Raw genomic sequence first — 20,130 nt, forward strand, 5'->3', positions numbered from 1 at the left:
TGTAAATAACTTAGATACCGGTATACCAATTTTATACCAACCAAAAACACTGCAGTTAAACAACTGTATATCAATAAATTAAAATAAATAAAAAATTACAAATGTTCATTATCGAACAATAGCTGTACGTTAGTGAACGAACATTAAAATAGTTAACAAATTCTATTCGTATTTTAAAGCATCAACAGGCTTGGCTTTAACCGCTTTAGTGGCTTGCAGACTTACCGTAATAATCGTGAGTAAAATGGTAATTAACGCACTGATTATAAAAGGCAAAACAGGCATTTCTATTCTATAGGCAAATGTTCCCAGCCATTTTTTAGTTAAAATATAGGCAACTGGCCACGAAATTAAGTTGGCTAAAATAACCATAGTAAAAAATGAAGTATTAATCAGTTTCATAATCTGCAGATCACTTGCGCCCAATATCTTACGTACTGCAATTTCCTTAATCCTGCCATTGGTAATGTATTTTGCAAAAGCAAATAATCCAAGTATGGCAATAAAAATGGTTAAAATAGCCGCAGCAAAAAATACAGATTGCAACTGTTCCTGCTTCTGAAAAAGTTTGCCATATAACTGATCCAAAAATTGATAGCGAAAATTATCTCCATCCTTCGGATTAATGTTTAACCATTGATTTTTTAAACTAGCCAGGGTTTCAGACATTTTGCTTTCTTCAATTTTGATCATAATCATGGTTTTCGGATTTCCGCATGGATTTTTTAAGGTATAAATTGTCGGTTCTACAGCTTTTTCAAAACCCTGGGCTTTAAAATCTTTAATTATCCCTACAATTTTATAATCCATATCACAGCCACGGATCGTTTTACCTAATGGATTTGTTAAACCATATTTTGCGGTTGCACTTTCATTTAAAATGGCAGAATTTACCGCGTCGGTTTTAAATTCCTTTGAAAATGGCCTGCCTTCTTTTAATTTGATATTTAAGGTTTCGAAATAATCGAAATCCACATCAAGGAAGCTAATTAATTCTTTTTTGGCATCAACGGCATATGTGTTGGTACCTAATTTAGATCCATCAGGTATAGAATTGGTTACCGTAACCGATTTAACACCTGAAATTTTCATTATTTTTTCCCGTATTGGCTCGAAAATGGCAGGATCAGAAAAAAGAGCAATATTTTTCACATAAATAACCTGATCTGCTTTAAAGCCAACATCTTGTGTACGCATATATTTTAACTGCGAGTTGATAATAAGTAAACCGGTAATAAAAATAACAGCAATACTAAATTGAATAACCAGCAGGCTATTTCTAAGCCAATAGCTTTGTTTGCTGGTTTGAAAATTGCCCTTTAATACGGCCGCAGGCTTAAAACCAGATAGCACCATTGCCGGATAAATCCCTGCAATTAGAGTAATAAAGAATAAAATTAATGGCAACTGCCAAATTAAGGAGCTGTTACTTTGCCAAATTGTTAAATTAACCAGAAATAAACTGTTAAAACCAGGCAAAACTAATTCTGCGAAGATTAGTGACAATACCGTAGCAGCGATACACTGAATTAATATTTCCGTTAAAAATTGTATTGCCAATTGAACACGATAAGCACCCATTACCTTTTTGACACCTACTTCTTTGGCTCTTTTTGCAGCCTGGGCAATACTTAAATTAGTGAAATTAATACAGGCTATAATTAAAATCAGAAAGCCTAAAACAGAAACAGAGATCAATACTTTATAGTTAGCATCACTTCCGGTTTTTGGTTTTAAATGGAGATTTTTTAGTGGATCTAAAAATATTGTTGTTGATTTAAAACGATCATCGTTACCACTATTTTTTGCTAATTCTGTTTGATAAAGTTTATTAATTTTTTGTTCAAGATTATAAATATCAGTTCCTTTTTTAACCTGAATATAGGTTTGGTAATTATTAAAACCATAATCTTCTCCCTTTCCTAAATCATTTGAAATGTACAATGCATCAAAACTGATATTTGAATGCGGATCTACAAAAACACTCCCGATAACCTCACCCGATTGCCCCGCAGATTTACTTGCAAGACCAACCAGCTCGGGTTTGTTATCTTTTTTATGCGGAAATAAGGTTTGCATGTAGGCTCTGGGTAAAAAAAGAGAGACACTTTCGCCCTTTGGTTTTTCTAAACCATAATCTGGTTTTATTTTAAACATTTGCGTTGCACTGTAATCGGCCATTAAAAAATTCTGGGTAAATACAGTGCCTTCATTGGTAAACAGTGGTAATTCAAAAGCACCGGATTTCATCTTACCAACAGCTTCTACTTCCGGAAAATTATCTTTTATGGCCTGTGCTAATGGTGGTGGCGTGTAATTCGTTTTCAGGTCCTGCATACTTCTTCCTACCTGATAAATACGATCGTAATTTGGATTGGATTTATCGAACCCCGTTTCATAAGCGGCATAAATCATTACCAAAATAAAAGCGGCCAATGCAATAGACAAACCGCCAATATTTATAAAAGTAATCCCACGGTTTCTCCACAGATTACGCAATGCGATTTTTAAGTTTAATTTGAACATAGGGTATAAGGTTTATGGTGTAAGGTTTAGGCTTATGGCGCATTAACCTTGCGCCTTTTACCTTAAGCCTTAAACTATTATTCGTATTTTAAAGCATCAACAGGATTTGCCTTTGCCACCTTAACAGATTGAATACTCACCGTTAAAACCGCTATTAAAACCGATAATGTAATTGCTGCAACAAATGGCAATACGGAAATTGCTACTCTATATTCGTACGCCGAGAGCCATTTATTAATAATGATATAAGCTAATGGGAAGGCAATTATATTTGCAACAGCCACCAGCTTAATAAAATCTTTATTTAATAAGGTGAGAATATTAGTTGTGCTGGCGCCCAAAACTTTACGGATACTGATTTCTTTTTTACGTTGCTCGGCCATAAATAAAGCCAGTCCTAATAAGCCAAGGCAGGAAATAAAGATTGCAAAACCACCAAACCAATTGGAAAGTGTCCCTAAAAGTTTCTCATTTTTAAATTTGGCTTCGAAATTATCGTCAACAAACTTAATGTCAACAGGATAAGCCGGATTTAGCTTTTTAACAACTTCGGTAATTTCATTTATCGAGGTTGTTACATTATTTTTTGGATTTATTCTTAAAATTAAAGTGGTAGCTCTATCCGGATTTTGAGCAATTAATAAAGGTTGTGGTTTTTGATAGGCCGATTCCATCACATAATCTTTAAGTACCCCAACAATTTTTAGTGGCTGGTCCCAGTTAATTGTCTTCCCTACCGGATCTTTCATATCCATTACTTTAACCAATGCTTCGTTTACCAAAACACTGGCCGTATCCGCAAAGTCCCTTGAAAAATCCCTTCCCTGCAAAATCTCCATTCCGGTTGTTTTTGCAAGGTCAAGATTGGTAAATCTAAAATTCACCAAAATTTTCTCTTTTTCATTTTTCCCAGGCCATGTTACACTGTAAGTATTATTTCCACCTGCTGTTAAAGACTGACTATATTCGGTTACATCCGTTACTGCACCTAATTTAATCAGCTCATCTTTTAGTATCTGCCTTTTTTCTTTTTTGGCAAGTTCACCTTCAGTTGGAATTTGAATTAAGTTTGTACGATTATAACCTATTGGTTTATTTTTAATGTAGTTAAGCTGCTGATAAATAACTGCTGTACAAACAATGAGGCAAGCCGCAAAAACAAATTGAAATACGACTAGAAATTTACGCACAGAAAGTGAAGATCCGCCAGCCATTTTGAAACCTTTTAGTACTTTAACAGGGTCAAAAGAAGACAGGTAAAACGCCGGATAACTACCAGCTATAACGCCTGTTAAAAGTGCCAGTCCTATAAATACCGTCCAAAATTGCCAGCCCTGATAATCAATACTAAGCGTTATGCCCAATAGGTTATTAAAGTAGGGTAAACTCACCTCAATTAATACAAATGCAACAAGCATGCTAATTGTGGTTAGTAAAATAGATTCGGACATAAACTGTCCTATCAGGTTTTTCCTTGATGAGCCAATTGCCTTTCGTACACCAACTTCTCTTGATCTTTTTTCAGATTTAGCGGTAGAAAGGTTCATAAAATTAACACAGGCAATTAACAGAATACAAAAAGCAAGGAGAAAAAATATTTTCAACTGATCTATTTTTCCACCCACATTTTTGCCATTTTCAAATTTACCGTACAGGTGCCATTTGGACAATGGATGCATAAAAGCTTCACCATTTGCTTCTTTATCATGCGCCTTAATCATTCCATGTAACTGGTTGTTTACCGGATCAAAAAATGAATTATTTTCCAATTGCAGAAATAGCATACAATAGTTATTTCCCCAGCCACTATCTTTTGTCCATGGGTTTAATTTTTCGAATAAACTCCATGACATGAAGTAATCAACTTCTATAGAACTGTTTTTTGGCCTGTCTTCAATTACACCCTCCACCTTTAAACTTTCACTATTATCCAGTTTAACAACTTTATTCAGGGGGTCTTCATTACCAAAAAGATTTTTAGCGAGTGTTTCTGAAATGACTACGCCATCCGGACTTTTAAGAAATGTGGACGGATTTCCTTTTAAAACTTTGTAATCAAATATTTTAAGGAAATCGGGATCTGCAAACGTTCCACTATTCTTAAAGTTATTTTGATTGTAAGAAAGCAATTTTAATTCAGGATAAAATAACCTGGCTACTTTAGAAACACCTGGTACTTTGGTCCGAATCTCTTCCTGCATTTGACCTGGAAAAGCCATAAAGCTGAAGGTTTCTTTCGCGGTTTTTTGATTATTGTACAGCACATAAGTTTTTTCATAATCTGTAAACTGCTTATCGTAGCCATATTCATAAGCAACATATAATAATAAAATCATACAGCTGGCCAATCCGATGGCCAAACCACCCAGATTAATCAAAGTAAAACCTTTATTTCTCCAAAGGCTTCGCAAAGCGATTTTTAAATTTAATTTGAACATATAAGTTAACGGTGTAAATGGTTAAGCTGATTATCGTTATTCATATTTTAAAGCATCAACTGGATTTGCCTTTGCCACTTTAACAGATTGAATACTTACGGTTAAAATGGCTATTATCAAAGAGATAGAAAGGGCCAGCACAAAAGGTAAAACAGAAATGGGTACCCGGTATTCAAAAGCAGAAAGCCATTTGTTGATAATAATATAAGCTAAAGGAAAAGCGATAAGATTGGCGATTGCAACCAATTTTATAAAATCTTTGTTTAAAAGCCCCAGAATGTTGGCTGTACTTGCCCCCAGTACCTTACGGATGCTGATTTCTTTTTTACGTTGCTCAGCCATAAACAAAGCCAGGCCCAATAAACCTAAACAAGAAATGAAAATGGCAAAACCGCCAAACCAATTGGAAAGTGTTCCTAAAAGTTTCTCGTTTTGAAATTTAGCTTCAAATGATTCATCTACAAATTTACGGCGAACAGGGTAATTGGGTTCTGTTTCTCTTACCAATTCATCAATTTTTTCAAGAGATGAGCTAATATTTTGATTGGGGTTTAAACGAACAATAATTACAGCGGCACCATCTCTGCGACTAGAATAAAATATCATAGGCGCCACTTTTTGATAGGCACTTTCTACAACAAAATCCTTTACCACACCAACATTTGTAAGCCTAGTATTACCGCCCCAGGTTATGATAGCACCTATAGGATTTTTAAGTCTCATCATCTTTACAGCCGCTTCATTCAGCATTACACTATTGGTATCGGCAGGAAATTTGTCCGAAAACACTCTCCCGCTAACGAGCTCCGTTCCAATGGTTTCAATAAAATTATCACCTATTCCTCTGTTGTTGAACAAAATGATTTCGTTCGGGTTTTTGCCCTCCCAGGAGATACCAGTTGTATTATTCCCATTCTCTGTAATGTCTTTACTAAAAGTAGTAACATGCGACGCGGCACCCGATTTTAAAAGTTGGGTTTTAAGCAATTCCAGTTTACTTTCTTCGCGCATGCGGCCTTCTACAGAAATTTGGATTAAATTAGATTTATCATAGCCAATAGGCTTGTTTTTAGCATATTTAAGTTGCTGATAAATAACTGAGGTACAAACAATTAAACATGCAGCAAAAACAAATTGAATAACTACCAAAATTTTCCGAATAGAAACTGATGAATCGGTTCTAATTTTTAAACCTTTAAGCACCTTAATCGGCTCAAAAGAAGACAAATACAATGCAGGATAACTTCCAGCCATAAACCCGGCAAAGAGCATTAAAGCTAAAAGAGCAATCCAAAATTTAATATTGCCGTAGTCGATTTGTAGTTTAATGTTTAATAAGTTATTAAAATAAGACAAACTGATTTCGACCAGGGCAAAAGCCAGAATAGTTGAAATAAAGGTTATAAATACCGATTCTAATAAAAATTGGCTAATTAATGATTTACGTGAAGAACCAATTGCCTTACGAATACCTACTTCTTTTGCCCTCCGCTCAGAACGGGCAGTTGATAAATTCATGAAATTTACACAGGCAATTAGTAAAATACAAAAAGCCAGCATCAGAAATATTTTAAGCTGATCTATTTTACCGCCTACAGATTTTCCATTTTCAAAATCACTGTACAAATGCCATTTATCCAGTGGATGTAATAAAGCATCGGCTGTAAATTTATCCTTTTGATTGCGTTTGTAAATGCCTTTCATATCTGCATTTGCCTCCGCAAAAAATTTATTATCCTGCAATTGAACAATTGTCAGGCAAATATTACTGCCCCAGTTCTTTTCTTTGGCCCAGGATTCTTTCTTTTCAAACAGTGCCCAGGGCATTAAACATTCAAAATTTATGCTGGTATTGGCCGGTACATCATCAATTACTGCCTCTACCTTTAAAACATCCTGATTATCAAGCGTTACTGTTTTATTAATAGGATCTTCGTTTCCAAATATTTTTTTAGCAAAAGATTTTGTGAGGATGATGGTATTTATACCTTTTAAAACCTGATCCGGGTTGCCTTTAATGAATTTATAATCTAATATTTTCACAAAAGATTGGTCAGCAAAAATAACAGTGCTTATTAGTTTTTTATCTCCTGAGGTAATAAGTTTTGCATTTGGATAAGTAGAATGCGATGCATATTTAACTCCCGGAATTTTTTCTTTCACTTCAGGTGCCATCGCGTTAGGCGTCCATGCCCAGCTAAAAGTTTTACCATTTGCAACCGCATTTTGATAAACCACATAAGTTTTATCATGATCTGTAAATTGCTTATCATAACTCCATTCATAAGCAACATAGAGCAATAAAATCATGCAACTGGCTAAACCAATAGCTAATCCTCCTATATTGATGAGAGAGAAACCCTTGTTTCTCCAAAGATTACGAAGTGCTATTTTTAAGTTTAATTTAAACATCTTATTATTCCTGTTGAATTATTAATGAAACCATTATTAAAGTATCGGCTTATCTATTTAGGATTTCGTTTACATTGCCAATGCCCTCTTCCCTTCCGGGAAGATTTTCGGGCTGGCTATCACTAACTAAAACTAAATTCTTTTTGAGGTATAAGGCTTAGGGTTTTGATGTTTTAGCCTTATGCCTTAAACCCTTTACATTAAGCCTTTATATCAGCTCTTCGTTTCTGCTTTTATTTATTTTTTCGGATATCACGTGTCCGTCTTTTAAGTTGATAATCCGGTTAGAAAAACTGGCATCATGACTGGAGTGTGTTACCATTACGATGGTTGTTCCGGTTTCATTTAGTTCACAAAGCAATTCCATTACTTCGTTACCATGTGAGCTATCCAGGTTTCCGGTTGGCTCATCTGCCAAAACCAATTTTGGCTTGGTTACTAAAGCTCTTGCAACCGCTACACGCTGCTGCTGACCACCGGATAATTGCTGAGGAAAGTGACCACTTCGGTTTACAATGTTCATGCGTTCAATAATCTCATTAACCAGTTTTTTACGTTCCGTAGCCGGAACTTTATTGTAGATTAAAGGAAGTTCAATGTTTTCAAAAACGGTTAACTCATCAATCAGGTTAAAATTTTGGAATACAAACCCCATGTTTCGTTTACGAAAATTAGAACGCTCCCTATCATTTAAAGTCAAGAGCTCTGTATCGATAAATTTATAGCTTCCACCTTCAGGTTTATCCAGTAAACCCATAACATTTAGCAAAGTAGATTTACCACAACCAGATGGCCCCATAATGGACACAAATTCTCCTGCTTTAACATGAAGATTGATTCCATTGAGCGCTGTGGTTTCCACTTCTTCAGTTTTGTAAACTTTTTCCAGATTTTCTATTTTAATCATAGCCTATTTGTTGTAACGTTTGAATATTTTAGTATACCGGATTTCTGTTATCCCTAAATCCGGCATTGATATTATTTACTTATTTCTACCTGATCGTATTGATTAAACTGATCATAAGACGAAGTGATCACCTCATCATTTTTCTGTAAACCATCTAGTATTTCATAATAAAGGTAGTTTTTACGTCCTATTTTAATATTTTTCTTAGTGGCTTTACCATTGTTGACCACAAACACCCAAGATCCTCCTGTACTTTGGAAAAATTGTCCCTGTGCTAAAAGCAATGATTTGCTGTTATCAGATAAGGTTAGCTTCGTTTGTAAGGATAATCCACGGCGCAAACCATCAGGCGAACCATTTTTAAAAACCATTTCTACCTGAAACTGCCCCGAGGTAACCTCCGGAATAACTTTGCTCACCGTTAAGTTGTAGGTTTTACCATTAAACTCACAACTGGCCGTTTGCCCTTCTTTAACCCGGTTGATATAATATTCGTCTACCCCGGCTTGTAATTTGTAACCCTGCAAAACATCAATCTTTCCAATCATTTCATTGGAGGTATAGGATTTTCCAATTACAGGATCATAAGAAGAAAGTTTTCCTGAAACCGGTGCTTTAATCGTCATGTTTTCAATGTTTTTACGGATCATTTCCAAACTCTCATTCATTTGTCCCATAGACTGATCAATTTGCGCCAGTTGCATTCTACGGCTTTGGTTTTCTTGTTGAATGGCTTGTTTTACAATTTTGCGTTTACCCTGATAATATTCATAATCCTGGTTCGATTTTGTAAATTCCTGTGTGGTTATTACCTTTTTAGAATATAATGCGCTATCCAAACGATATTGTCTTGCAGCCGTACGCAAATTGTTCTCTACATCTAATAAATCCTGATTTAACACCCTTTGATTTTGTTCAAGGTCTAATCTCGATTTACGTAATTGATTTATCTGCTCTGTTGCAGCAGTTTGGCTTGAAGTATAACTTAACATTGCATTAGAATTTGAAATTCTTAAAAGTGGTGTTCCTTTAACCACGGAAGCCCCGTTCTCTGTAAAAATTTCAGCAACAGTTCCACCCTCAGAAGAACTTACAATTACAGAAGTTAGAGGTACAACGCTGGCATTTAATAAAACTACATCTTCAAAGTCGCCATATTGAACCTTGCTTATGGTTAGTTTATCTGCATCAGCTTTATACACTTTTTTAAGTGATAAGGTATAGCCATAAATCACAACGGCAATAAATGCAATTGCTCCACCTAATATCATTAAGGTTTTAGTGCTAAATCTTTTCTTCTCTATTTTCTTATCCATTGGTTGGTTTGTACTGTTTTGATCCTTAATAACCAAGCTTGTGCCAAAAGCATAAACAAAAATAAAATACTGAAAAACAGATAATTACAATATTAATCAACAATGAAATGTTCGTTTTCGGACAGTTTATGTGCGGGATCGAACAGTTTTGGTAAATTCGTATTATCAAACTTAATTTTTATGCTAGATGCTACGGTTCTAATTATTGATGATGACGATGATATTCTGCTTAGCGCAAGATTATTTCTCAAGCAGCAAGTTAAGCAAGTCATCACCTGTAAATCGCCAAAAGAAATAAACATTTTACTAAGCAAAAATGAGGTCGACATTATTTTGCTGGACATGAATTATCAGAAAGGTGCCAGTGATGGACGTGAGGGTTTATATTGGCTCGAGCACATTTTATCCATTGATAAGGATTACGTAGTGATTTTGATGACTGCCTTTGGCAATGTTGAACTCGCTGTAAAGGCAATAAAAAAAGGTGCTACTGATTTTATTCTGAAGCCCTGGGAAAATGAAAAGCTCTTTGCAACATTATCTTCAGCCTCTAAATTGCGTGAATCGACCAGAAAGGTAAAAAAACTCGAAAAAATCCATTCTTCTTTGCAGAAAGATATGACCCGTGGTTTTGAGCACATTGTGGGCGAAGCCGAGGTAATTAAGCAATTGCAAAATACATTGGTGAAAGTTGCTCCTACAGATGCCAATATGCTTATTTTAGGCGAAAACGGAACTGGAAAACAAGTATTTGCCTACGAAATCCACAGGTACTCTCAGCGCAAAAATCAGGTTTTTATGCATGTGGATTTAGGATCTCTAAATGAAAACCTTTTCGAAAGCGAACTTTTTGGATATGCAAAAGGGGCCTTTACTGATGCAAAAGAAGATAAGCCCGGCCGATTTGAGCTGGCTGATGGCGGAACCATCTTTTTAGATGAAATTGGTAATTTAACCCTTCCCTTGCAAGCAAAATTATTAAGTGTTTTGCAAAACAGAACCGTTACCCGTTTAGGCGAGAGTAAGGAACGTAAAATAAATGTGCGTTTAATTACAGCTACTAATATGCCTTTAAATGAAATGGTTGCAAAAAATACATTCAGGCAGGATTTATTATTCAGGATTAACACGGTGGAGCTTTTATTACCCCCACTGTGCAAACGCGGAACAGATATTTTATTACTGGCCAATCATTTTATGCAGGTTTTCAGTTCAAAATATCATAAAGAAACGCGTAGTTTAAGTTCAAAGGTTGAAGAAGCACTGCTCAATTATGCATGGCCAGGCAACGTTCGGGAGCTTCAGCATGTTTTGGAAAGAGCTGTAATTATGAGTGATGGTATAACCATTTCTGAAGAAGATTTGCAGCTAAGTCCACAACGTTTTGCAAATAATAATGCTATGCCCGATGAAATGGCACTGGAGGATATGGAAAAAATGATGGTCCAAAAAGCAATCGATAAACATAAGGGCAATATATCAAAAGCCGCGGCAGAACTGGGCTTAACCCGGGCCGCTTTATACCGTAGAATTGAAAAATTTGGAATTTAAGCTTTTAGTTATAAAAGATGTTTTATAAACGCTTTACTTTTCGTTTGATCCTCCGGCTGGTTATTATTAACCTGCTGGGCTATTTATTATTTTACCTCATTAAAAACACTCAGCTTTGGTTTACCATAATTGGCCTGAGCTTAGTTTTTATTGGTAGCATCATTTCCTTGTATTTTTATATTAATGAAATCCGGTCAGACATTAAGCGTTTTATCCTTGCGGTAAAAACACGCGATCATACCTTAAACTTCAAAAATAAAACCACAAAAGGAAGTTTTCCTGAATTGTACGAATCTTTCAGTGATATTCTTCAGGTACATAAACAAATCAGATTGGAGCAGGAAGCCATGTTCCAGTTGATAAAAACCATTTTAGAACAGGTTCCGGTCGGGGTAATTGTCATTAATAACACGCAAAAAGAACAGAACGGACATTTAGAAATTGCTTTTTTCAATCAGGCGGCCTCAGCCTTGCTTGGTGTACCTGCCTATAAATACTGGCACCGGCTGAAGCAACATTTGCCTGTCTTTGCTCATGAGGTTGACCAGATTGTTACCGGTGGAAAAAGATTTTTGGAACTTAAAATTCAGGATAAATTTATCCAGCTGTCTACGGAAGTTATGCCTTTAAATTTATATGGGAACCATTATACCATTATTAGTTTCCAAAATATTAAAGATGAAATAGAACAAAAAGAAACCGAGGCCTGGAACAGACTGATAGGTGTAATTTCTCATGAAATTTTAAACTCCATTACGCCAATCAGCTCCCTGTCTGACACGATAAACCGCATGGTTACCGATAAGCAAAATTTAACCGAAGATGAAATGGAGGATTTAAAAACAGCTCTTCAAACCATCAAAAGAAGATCTTCGGGCCTTTTAGATTTTGTAAAAGATTATCGTTTAATTGCTGAACTACCTACTCCAATTCTCGAATCGCATACCATTGGCGAAATATTAAAACACATTAAGGTTTTAATGCAGCCTTTTGCTAAAGTGCGCAACGTGGTACTTGATGTAGAGCAAACTTCATCCAGAATTACACTGCAACTGGATTTAAAACTGATTGAACAAGTGCTGATTAACTTAATTACCAATAGCATTTATGCGGTGGAAGAAATGCCAAACCCGCACATTCAGGTAAGCTACCGACTGGAAAACAATAAGTTATATATTGAAGTAATCGATAATGGAAAAGGTATTGAATCTGACAATCTTGAAAAAATATTCGTGCCGTTTTATACCACCCGTAAACATGGTTCAGGTATTGGCTTAACCATTAGCCGCAATATTATGAAAATGCACAAAGGAAGCATTGAAGTGGCATCTGTACTCGGGGAAGGTTCTACTTTTTCTATAATGTTTAACTACATCTAATCGCTGGAATGTTTTTAAGGTAAATATTTAAACAAAAGCCGATTTTAGCATATCATCTAAAATCGGCTTCTATTTAAAATTATTGTTTTAAATCACGGTTCCGCTTGGTAAAACTGCACCTTTTTTAATTACAACAATGCCATCTTTAACGGCATAAAGGTCATAATCTCCATCTTCGAGATGATCACCACCATTAATTTTAACATCATTACCAATCCGGCAATTTTTATCAATTATTGCATTGTTAATGTAACAGCGATCGCCAATACCAATTAAAGCATTACCTGAGTTGGTTTCATTCTGAATTTCTTCGAGTGTTTGATAACGGTCGCTACCCATAATGTAAGAATTGGTCACTACCGTATGCTTTCCAATTCGCGACCGGATACCTAAAACAGCATGTTCTACCCTGCTGGCCTGTATAATGCAACCTTCAGCAATTATGGTTTTTTCTAAAGTGGTACCTGAAATTTTAGAAGGCGGAAGCATCCTTGCCCTTGTAAAAATGGTATGATTACTATCAAACATGTTAAACTTAGGCAGCTCGTCTGTTAAGCCTAAATTTGCTTCAAAGAAAGAAGAAATATTACCAATATCTGTCCAATAGCCTTCGTACTGATAGCTTAACACCCGGTTAGCGACAATAGCTCTTGGTAAAATTTCTTTACCAAAATCTTTTTCATCCGAATTTTCATTTAAGATGTTAATCAGGAAATCACGGTTAAACACATAAATACCCATAGAGGCCAGGAAATTACGGCCTTCGGCTTGCATTTCTTCGCCAGTGTCAGAAATCCAGTCTTCTAAACCTGTTTTCGGTTTTTCTACGAAAGAGGTAATCATGTTTTCCTGATCTGTTTTAAGAATACCAAATTCTGTTGCCTCTTTAGCCGTAACCGGAATGGTTGCGATAGAAATTTCAGCATTTGCTTCGATATGTTTTTCAATCATATCTTTAAAATCCATCTGATACAGCTGATCGCCTGACAGAATTAAGATGTAATCAAACTCATGCGAAACAATGTGATGCATACACTGTCTAACGGCGTCGGCTGTACCTTGAAACCAACCTGAGTTCTGTACAGTTTGTTCAGCCGCTAAAATATCAACAAAGGCCGTGCTAAAATGGCTAAAGTGATACGTGTTTTTAATGTGTTTGTTTAGGGATGCTGAATTGAACTGCGTTAACACAAACATGCGGTGTATGCCTGAATTCAGGCAATTAGAAATTGGGATGTCTACCAGCCGATACTTACCCGCAATAGGAACTGCCGGTTTAGATCGTGTTTGTGTTAGTGGCGATAGTCTTGATCCCTGGCCACCGCCAAGGATAACGCCTAAAACTTTGTCGGTCATGTTTAAGCTTATTTTAATATTTGGTACAATTCTATATATTGCTGTGCTGCTTTATCCCAAGAATGGTCAATTTGCATCATTGTTTTGCGTACAGCTTTAAATTTCTTCTTATCATTATATAATTCAACGGCTCTGCTAATTGCATGTGTTACATCTCCAATAGTGGTTTGATCGTGGCAAATGCCAAAACCATCATCGCCAATATCAATTACGGTATCTTTTAAACCTCCAATCCTTCTTACAACCGGTACCGTTCCGTATCTTAAAGCATAAAGCTGATTTAAACCACAAGGCTCCACTCTGGATGGCATGATCAGAAAATCTGCTCCTGCATAAATCTGGTGCGATAACTGCTCGTTATAACCGATGTATGCATTATATCTTCCTTCGAAAATTTCTTTCAATTGATTTAATCTGCCCTCTACCCAACTGTCTCCTGAGCCAAGCACTAAAACATTGATGTTATCTCCATGCTGCTGTAAAGCGGTATAAAAAATATCAGGGAGTAAATCTGCTCCTTTTTCATCTACTAATCTACCAATGAATGTAAACAGGGGTTTGGAAGGATCTAATCCAAAAACATTGCAAAGTGCAGTTTTGTTTGCTAATTTACCCGCTTCAACGGTTTTAATCGTGTAACTTTTTTCAAGCATAGGGTCTGTTTGCGGATCCCAAACCTCATTATCAATTCCATTTAAAATGCCTATAGATTTGCCCCGCTCCTGCCTTAATAAACTTTCCAATCCACGGGCATTGGTACTCATCTCTTCTAAGTAACTTGGCGAAACCGTAGTAACTCTCCAGGCACACTTAATTGCTGCAGCCAATGGATTTATATCTTTCTTCCATTCCAGTAAACCCGATTTCCATAAATCGAAACCCGGAATATAATAGAGTTTATCCCAGCCAAACTGCCCTTGATATTGAGCGTTATGAATGGTTAAAACGGTAGGAACAGAACTGATTGACTGATATTTTATAGAATTAGCAACCATAAAAGGCACTAATCCCGTATGGTGATCGTGGCAGTGAATTACATCTGGACGGTGTTCCCATTGTACAATCCAATCCAGTGTAGCAATTTGAAAAGCCATGAAACGTTCGGTATCGTCAAAATAACCGTATACATTTGGCCGGTCGGTTAATCCCTGAATGTGTATAATGTATAAGTCGAAACCCAGTTTATTGGTCTTTTCTTTAAGTATGCGATATTGAAAATGGTTATTACCATAATTGCCCCATGCATCGTAAGTAACCTCGAAATCATTTTCGCGGATAAATTTTGTATCATAGGCAGGCACAACCACCTTAGCAATATGGCCCAGTTTATTTTGATATTTCGGTAGGGCCCCTACTACATCGGCTAAACCTCCAACTTTTGCAACAGGGTAACACTCGGCACTTATATGTATTATTTCCATTAAATATTTGGTGTAGATAACCCTGTTAAGTTACTAATTGTTTTGCTGTTTGCAAATAATGCAAAATTTATTTTTGATTAAATATTTCACCTTTCCGGATCGCTCTGGTCGATAATAATTTAAGCACGGATGAGGATCATAATGGAAGGTTATTCATCCTGTGTAAATAAAAAAGCCGTAAGGTTATACCCACGGCTTTACAACAAAACAAATATATAATTTAAGTTTAACCTGAAAGTTCTAATATTCTTCAGCTATAATCTCATAGAAGTCGCGAATAGGTTGAAATTGAGGATGTAATGAAACTACATCTCCAAATACCAATAGCGCTGGTGCATTAATTTTTTTATCTGCTACAATTTCGGCAATGGTATCTACAATGCCTACTGCGATTTTCTCGTCCGGCGATGAACCGTTTTGAATAACAGCAACCGGAAGTAAATTTTTACTTTCAGACTGGAAAATTGCCGCAATTTCTTTTACTTTCTCTATTCCATTTAAAACCACAATAGTTGCTTTGGTTTTGGCAGCAATATATAAGTCTTCTGATATCTCTCCTTTAGAATTAGTTCCGGTTACTGCCCAAAAGCTTTCGCTCAGGTCTTTATAAATCATTGGGATTTTTTGCAAACTTGGTGCTCCAGTTGCACTCGAAATGCCCGGAATAATTTCAGTTGGAATACTGTATGATTCTGCAGCATCTATTTCTTCATAACCTTTGGCAAAGAAAAACGGATCTCCGCTTTTTAAACGCACTACGTGACCATAGTTTAAAGCATAATCAACAATCAGCTTATTTACAGCATCCTGCGAAAAAGATTCATCATCACTTTGTTTACCTACATAAACCTTTGGAATTCCATCTGGTGCATGATTTAACAAAGCTTCGTTTACATTGGCATCATATAAAACAACATCAGCTGTTTTTAATGCTTTTACCCCCTTTAAACTAAATAAATCAGGATCGCCAGGACCTGCACCTATTAAAGTAATCTTTGGTTCAATGTTCGCTTTCTCTACTTTATTTAAAATCATAACTGAAAATTTTCGCTCGTTTGCATTTATTAATTATACAAATATATAAAGTCTATAGAAATTGTAGTAATTTATTTTAAAATAATTTTATTATTTAATTATAATCGATTTTCAACAGCTTGGCTGTGTTATAAATTACTTACAATCTGCAGGTTCAAAAGTGAATTTTCCTCTTTCGAAATTAATGGGTTTACCTTTAACAAAATAAGACCGGCCTAATGTAGTTTCAATTTGGCCTACACCCATAATTAATTTACCATCCTTTTTCAAAAATGCCAGTGGGTTGGTGTGAACGCTTACGGTATCTTCTCCTGTTTTAAAAGTATAATTAACAAATAAGGTGTCTCCTTTAAATTCGCCGGCAATTAATCCGTCATTCATAGGTTTTACAGCATATTTTACAGCCAGTTTTCCTTTAACCTTTCCAGAACTTAAAGTTTCGATTTTTAAATCTGCACTATCTTTTTCATACCCTGCTTTATAACATTGTGCATTTGATATGGTATCGGTTGATGTAGAAGTACTATCTGTTGTACCGGCTTTTTTGCCAGATTGATTACAGCTAAACATCAACGGAATAGCGAGAAAAGCAAGGTAAAAAACTGTCTTTTTCATAATGGATCGATTAAAATGAGTGAATTACTAATTATAACTAAGATACTTAAATTAAATAAGCTGCTCAAAACAATTGGTAGAAATGCTTTAAAACAAAAAATGGGACCATCATCATGATGTCCCATTATATTTCTTTAAATATTTAAATAATAACTACTCTACTGCCGCTCTAAACATTAAAGCGCCAACGGTTAGGTTTGTACGGCTGTCGATCAAAATGGCTGAGCCATTGGTTCGGTTATCGTCATACAAATCAAAGGCCAACGCATCGGCTGTTTTGATAATTACACGACCAATATCATTTAATTTAAATTCATCTGCAGTATGTTTCTCTAAAGTATTAATATCCACTTTATGCAAAATTTCATTGACTTTACAGCGTGTCGTTTTGCTGTTGTGCTGAATAAAATAGGTTAAGGATGTATCCAGTGCACGGGTATCCATCCAGCATAAATCGGCTTCAATGAGTTTGGATTCATTTGGCAATGCAGATGCATTTACAATCGTATCGCCCCTGCTAATGTCTACATCGTCTTTTAAATGAATGGTTACCGACTGCCCTGCTAAAGCTTCAGCAGGGCTTTGATCAAAAAACTCAATTTTTTCAATTGTTGAACTTGCTCCTGAAGGCAGAACCGTTACTTTATCATTCAGTTTAAATGTTCCACTTAAAACCCGGCCTGCATAACCACGGTAATCATGTAATTCTTCGGTTTGAGGTCTGATTACCCATTGTACCGGCATACGGGCAAATTGCGATTTATCCTGTGCATCGGTATCTACTTTTTCAAGGAAATGCAGTAAACTTTCGCCTTCATACCAATCCATATTTCCGGAGGATTGTACAATATTATCACCTTTTAATGCGCTAACCGGAATATAGGTTACATCCTTTAAATGAAGCTGCTGTGCCAAACCTTTGTATTTTTCTGTAATGGCATTGAAAACAGTTTCGCTGTAATCAACCATATCCATTTTATTAATGCAAACCACAATATGTTTAATACCTAAAAGGGAAACCAGGTAAGAGTGGCGAATGGTTTGTTCCACTACTCCATTACGGGCATCAATTAATATAATAGCCAAATTTGCTGTTGAGGCACCCGTAACCATGTTTCTGGTGTACTGAATGTGTCCCGGAGTATCGGCTATAATGAATTTTCGTTTATCCGTTTGAAAATATTTATAAGCAACATCGATCGTAATGCCCTGCTCCCGCTCGGCCCTTAAACCATCTGTTAAAATGGCTAAATCTATTGTTCCATCATCATTTTTTCGGTTAGAACTTTGTAAGGCTTCCAACTGATCGGCTAAAATAGAATCCGTATCGTATAATAAACGGCCAATGAGGGTACTTTTACCATCATCTACACTACCTGCCGTGAAAAATTTTAATATGTTCATTGTGTTAGTATTAAGATAAGCGTATCAATTATCAGGATATATTCTAAATCTTGACGCCTGATACGAACTACTTGGAACTTTTAAAAGTATCCTCCTTTTTTCCTGTCTTCCATCGCTGCTTCTGAAACCTTATCGTCCATACGGGCACCACGTTCCGAAATTTTTGAGGCACTGATTTCTGAAATAATATCATCAATTAACGTGGCTTCAGATTCAACCGCAGCCGTACAAGACATATCACCTACGGTACGGAAACGCACTGTTTTGTTGATCACAATATCTTCATCATCCATATTTAGAAACGGCGATGCAGCCATCAATTGTCCATTCCTGGTGATACAATCACGCTCATGCGCAAAGTAAATACTTGGCAAATCAATCTTCTCCCTGCGAATGTAATTCCAAACATCAAGCTCAGTCCAGTTACTGATTGGGAAAACACGGACATTTTCTCCTTTGTGGATTTTTCCATTGTAAATATTCCAAAGTTCAGGACGCTGGCGTTTTGGATCCCACTGTCCAAATTCGTCACGTACCGAGAAGATACGTTCTTTTGCACGGGCTTTTTCTTCATCCCGTCTGGCGCCTCCAATACAGGCGTCAAATTCATATTTAGCAATGGTATCCAAAAGAGTAACGGTTTGCAAGGTATTTCTACTTGCGTTTTTACCCTTTTGCTCTACTACTTTCCCCTGGTCTATAGATTCCTGAACCGAACCAACGATTAATTTTTCGCCAATCCGTTCAATCATTTTATCGCGGTAAGTAATGGTTTCTTCAAAGTTATGACCGGTATCGATGTGTACCAAAGGGAAAGGAAATTTACCCGGACGGAAAGCTTTTTCTGCCAAACGAACCAAAGTAATTGAATCTTTTCCTCCCGAAAACAATAATGCCGGTTTTTCAAACTGCCCCGCCACTTCACGTAAAATGTGAATGGCCTCGGCCTCTAATTCATCTAAATAATCAAAATTATATGTGCTCATTCTTTGTTGTTGTCTTTTTAATTTTCATTACAATTGTTCATCGCAATGATGTTTTGTTCGCCCTGCTCCTGTGCCTTTAAGACTGTGTTACATGCAGTCCGCATTCTTTTTTAGATTGATCTTCCCACCACCATCTTCCAGCTCTAAAATCTTCGCCAGGTTGTACGGCTCTGGTACATGGGGCACAACCAATGCTTGGAAAACCTTTATCATGTAAAGTATTGTAAACGATGTTATGTTCTTTAATATAATCCTTTACGTTATCCAGTGTCCAATCGAAAATGGGGTGAAATTTAATTAACTGATTGCCTTCATCCCATTCCAGGTCGTGCATATCCTCGCGGTTGGCACTTTGATCTGCCCTGATTCCTGTAACCCATATTTCATTCCCGCTCAGGGCTCTTTTCAAAGGCTCTATTTTACGAATATAACAGCACTCTTTCCGGTTTTCTACCGATTCATAAAAGCTGTTTGGCCCTTTCGTGTTCACCATATCCTGCAACAATTCATTTTTAGGATAATAGGCATGAATTGGTTTATTATAAATTTCTAAGGTACGGTTCCAAACGTAATACGTTTCAGGAAAAAGCCGTCCTGTTTCCAATGTAAATACTTTAATCGGAATGTTATTTGCAAAAATTAAATGCGTAATTACCTGGTCTTCCCAACCAAAGCTGGTTGAAAATATAATTTTACCGGCATATTGATCTGCCAGCCATTTTAACTTATCAATGGTATTTAAACCTGTTAATTGTTGTTTAATCTCCTCTAAATTCCCCATCGC

At 36.2% G+C, this 20,130-nt stretch carries 14 protein-coding genes; 2 read left to right on the forward strand and 12 right to left on the reverse strand.

Annotated features, from left to right (window positions below):
- Nucleotides 1-162 precede the first annotated feature (162 nt).
- The 5 genes from O0955_RS10095 to O0955_RS10115 all read right to left on the reverse strand — a co-directional run bounded on the left by O0955_RS10095 (nucleotide 163) and on the right by O0955_RS10115 (nucleotide 9,599).
- Entirely contained in the window at nucleotides 163-2,526 is a 2,364-nt protein-coding gene (locus tag O0955_RS10095; RefSeq protein WP_269427424.1) for an ABC transporter permease, read from the reverse strand.
- A 77-nt stretch (nucleotides 2,527-2,603) separates the two neighbouring features.
- Nucleotides 2,604-4,964: an ABC transporter permease gene (locus tag O0955_RS10100; RefSeq protein ID WP_269427425.1), complete on the reverse strand. Its 2,361-nt coding sequence runs from the start codon at nucleotides 4,962-4,964 to the stop codon at nucleotides 2,604-2,606.
- A gap of 36 nt (nucleotides 4,965-5,000) precedes the next feature.
- On the reverse strand, nucleotides 5,001-7,376 hold the full coding sequence (locus O0955_RS10105; RefSeq protein ID WP_269427426.1) for an ABC transporter permease: 2,376 nt from the start codon (nucleotides 7,374-7,376) through the stop codon (nucleotides 5,001-5,003).
- A 208-nt stretch (nucleotides 7,377-7,584) separates the two neighbouring features.
- Nucleotides 7,585-8,283, reverse strand: a complete 699-nt coding sequence (locus O0955_RS10110; protein WP_269427427.1) for an ABC transporter ATP-binding protein — start codon at nucleotides 8,281-8,283, stop codon at nucleotides 7,585-7,587.
- 71 nt (nucleotides 8,284-8,354) lie between these two features.
- Nucleotides 8,355-9,599, reverse strand: a complete 1,245-nt coding sequence (locus O0955_RS10115) for an efflux RND transporter periplasmic adaptor subunit (protein ID WP_269427428.1) — start codon at nucleotides 9,597-9,599, stop codon at nucleotides 8,355-8,357.
- Between the two features lie 180 nt (nucleotides 9,600-9,779).
- Here O0955_RS10115 and O0955_RS10120 point away from each other — a divergent pair, with 180 nt between their 5' ends.
- The gene (locus O0955_RS10120) at nucleotides 9,780-11,150 is read left to right on the forward strand and encodes a sigma-54-dependent transcriptional regulator (protein ID WP_269427429.1); all 1,371 of its coding nucleotides are present in this window, start codon (nucleotides 9,780-9,782) and stop codon (nucleotides 11,148-11,150) included.
- A gap of 17 nt (nucleotides 11,151-11,167) precedes the next feature.
- Entirely contained in the window at nucleotides 11,168-12,529 is a 1,362-nt protein-coding gene (locus O0955_RS10125; RefSeq protein ID WP_269427430.1) for a sensor histidine kinase, read from the forward strand.
- 87 nt (nucleotides 12,530-12,616) lie between these two features.
- Here O0955_RS10125 and O0955_RS10130 read toward each other — a convergent pair whose 3' ends face one another.
- The 7 genes from O0955_RS10130 to O0955_RS10160 all read right to left on the reverse strand — a co-directional run bounded on the left by O0955_RS10130 (nucleotide 12,617) and on the right by O0955_RS10160 (nucleotide 20,127).
- Nucleotides 12,617-13,885 (reverse strand): glucose-1-phosphate adenylyltransferase, encoded by a 1,269-nt coding sequence (locus tag O0955_RS10130; RefSeq protein ID WP_269427431.1) that lies wholly within the window; start codon nucleotides 13,883-13,885, stop codon nucleotides 12,617-12,619.
- 8 nt (nucleotides 13,886-13,893) lie between these two features.
- A complete protein-coding gene (locus O0955_RS10135) occupies nucleotides 13,894-15,306 on the reverse strand; it encodes a glycogen synthase (protein ID WP_269427432.1) in 1,413 nt (470 codons plus the stop codon).
- Between the two features lie 240 nt (nucleotides 15,307-15,546).
- Nucleotides 15,547-16,341, reverse strand: a complete 795-nt coding sequence (cobA, locus tag O0955_RS10140) for a uroporphyrinogen-III C-methyltransferase (RefSeq protein ID WP_269427433.1) — start codon at nucleotides 16,339-16,341, stop codon at nucleotides 15,547-15,549.
- A 135-nt stretch (nucleotides 16,342-16,476) separates the two neighbouring features.
- Nucleotides 16,477-16,956, reverse strand: a complete 480-nt coding sequence (locus O0955_RS10145; protein ID WP_269427434.1) for a hypothetical protein — start codon at nucleotides 16,954-16,956, stop codon at nucleotides 16,477-16,479.
- A gap of 153 nt (nucleotides 16,957-17,109) precedes the next feature.
- Nucleotides 17,110-18,360, reverse strand: a complete 1,251-nt coding sequence (locus tag O0955_RS10150) for a sulfate adenylyltransferase subunit 1 (protein ID WP_269427435.1) — start codon at nucleotides 18,358-18,360, stop codon at nucleotides 17,110-17,112.
- Between the two features lie 80 nt (nucleotides 18,361-18,440).
- Nucleotides 18,441-19,346 carry a sulfate adenylyltransferase subunit CysD gene (cysD, locus tag O0955_RS10155; protein WP_269427436.1) on the reverse strand — a complete coding sequence of 302 codons (906 nt, stop codon included), beginning with the start codon at nucleotides 19,344-19,346 and terminating at the stop codon, nucleotides 18,441-18,443.
- Between the two features lie 76 nt (nucleotides 19,347-19,422).
- A complete protein-coding gene (locus O0955_RS10160; RefSeq protein ID WP_269427437.1) occupies nucleotides 19,423-20,127 on the reverse strand; it encodes a phosphoadenylyl-sulfate reductase in 705 nt (234 codons plus the stop codon).
- Between the last annotated feature and the right edge of the window lie 3 nt (nucleotides 20,128-20,130).

The organism is Pedobacter punctiformis, from assembly GCF_027213715.1.
Taxonomy (GTDB): domain Bacteria; phylum Bacteroidota; class Bacteroidia; order Sphingobacteriales; family Sphingobacteriaceae; genus Pedobacter; species Pedobacter punctiformis.

Bases quoted from the DNA above. Each gene is read 5' to 3' on its own strand.
- O0955_RS10095 (WP_269427424.1), bottom strand. From the start codon at position 2,526: ATGTTCAAATTAAACTTAAAAATCGCATTGCGTAATCTGTGGAGAAAC.
- O0955_RS10100 (WP_269427425.1), bottom strand. From the start codon at position 4,964: ATGTTCAAATTAAATTTAAAAATCGCTTTGCGAAGCCTTTGGAGAAAT.
- O0955_RS10105 (WP_269427426.1), bottom strand. From the start codon at position 7,376: ATGTTTAAATTAAACTTAAAAATAGCACTTCGTAATCTTTGGAGAAAC.
- O0955_RS10110 (WP_269427427.1), bottom strand. From the start codon at position 8,283: ATGATTAAAATAGAAAATCTGGAAAAAGTTTACAAAACTGAAGAAGTG.
- O0955_RS10115 (WP_269427428.1), bottom strand. From the start codon at position 9,599: ATGGATAAGAAAATAGAGAAGAAAAGATTTAGCACTAAAACCTTAATG.
- O0955_RS10120 (WP_269427429.1), top strand. From the start codon at position 9,780: ATGCTAGATGCTACGGTTCTAATTATTGATGATGACGATGATATTCTG.
- O0955_RS10125 (WP_269427430.1), top strand. From the start codon at position 11,168: ATGTTTTATAAACGCTTTACTTTTCGTTTGATCCTCCGGCTGGTTATT.
- O0955_RS10130 (WP_269427431.1), bottom strand. From the start codon at position 13,885: ATGACCGACAAAGTTTTAGGCGTTATCCTTGGCGGTGGCCAGGGATCA.
- O0955_RS10135 (WP_269427432.1), bottom strand. From the start codon at position 15,306: ATGGAAATAATACATATAAGTGCCGAGTGTTACCCTGTTGCAAAAGTT.
- cobA (WP_269427433.1), bottom strand. From the start codon at position 16,341: ATGATTTTAAATAAAGTAGAGAAAGCGAACATTGAACCAAAGATTACT.
- O0955_RS10145 (WP_269427434.1), bottom strand. From the start codon at position 16,956: ATGAAAAAGACAGTTTTTTACCTTGCTTTTCTCGCTATTCCGTTGATG.
- O0955_RS10150 (WP_269427435.1), bottom strand. From the start codon at position 18,360: ATGAACATATTAAAATTTTTCACGGCAGGTAGTGTAGATGATGGTAAA.
- cysD (WP_269427436.1), bottom strand. From the start codon at position 19,346: ATGAGCACATATAATTTTGATTATTTAGATGAATTAGAGGCCGAGGCC.
- O0955_RS10160 (WP_269427437.1), bottom strand. From the start codon at position 20,127: ATGGGGAATTTAGAGGAGATTAAACAACAATTAACAGGTTTAAATACC.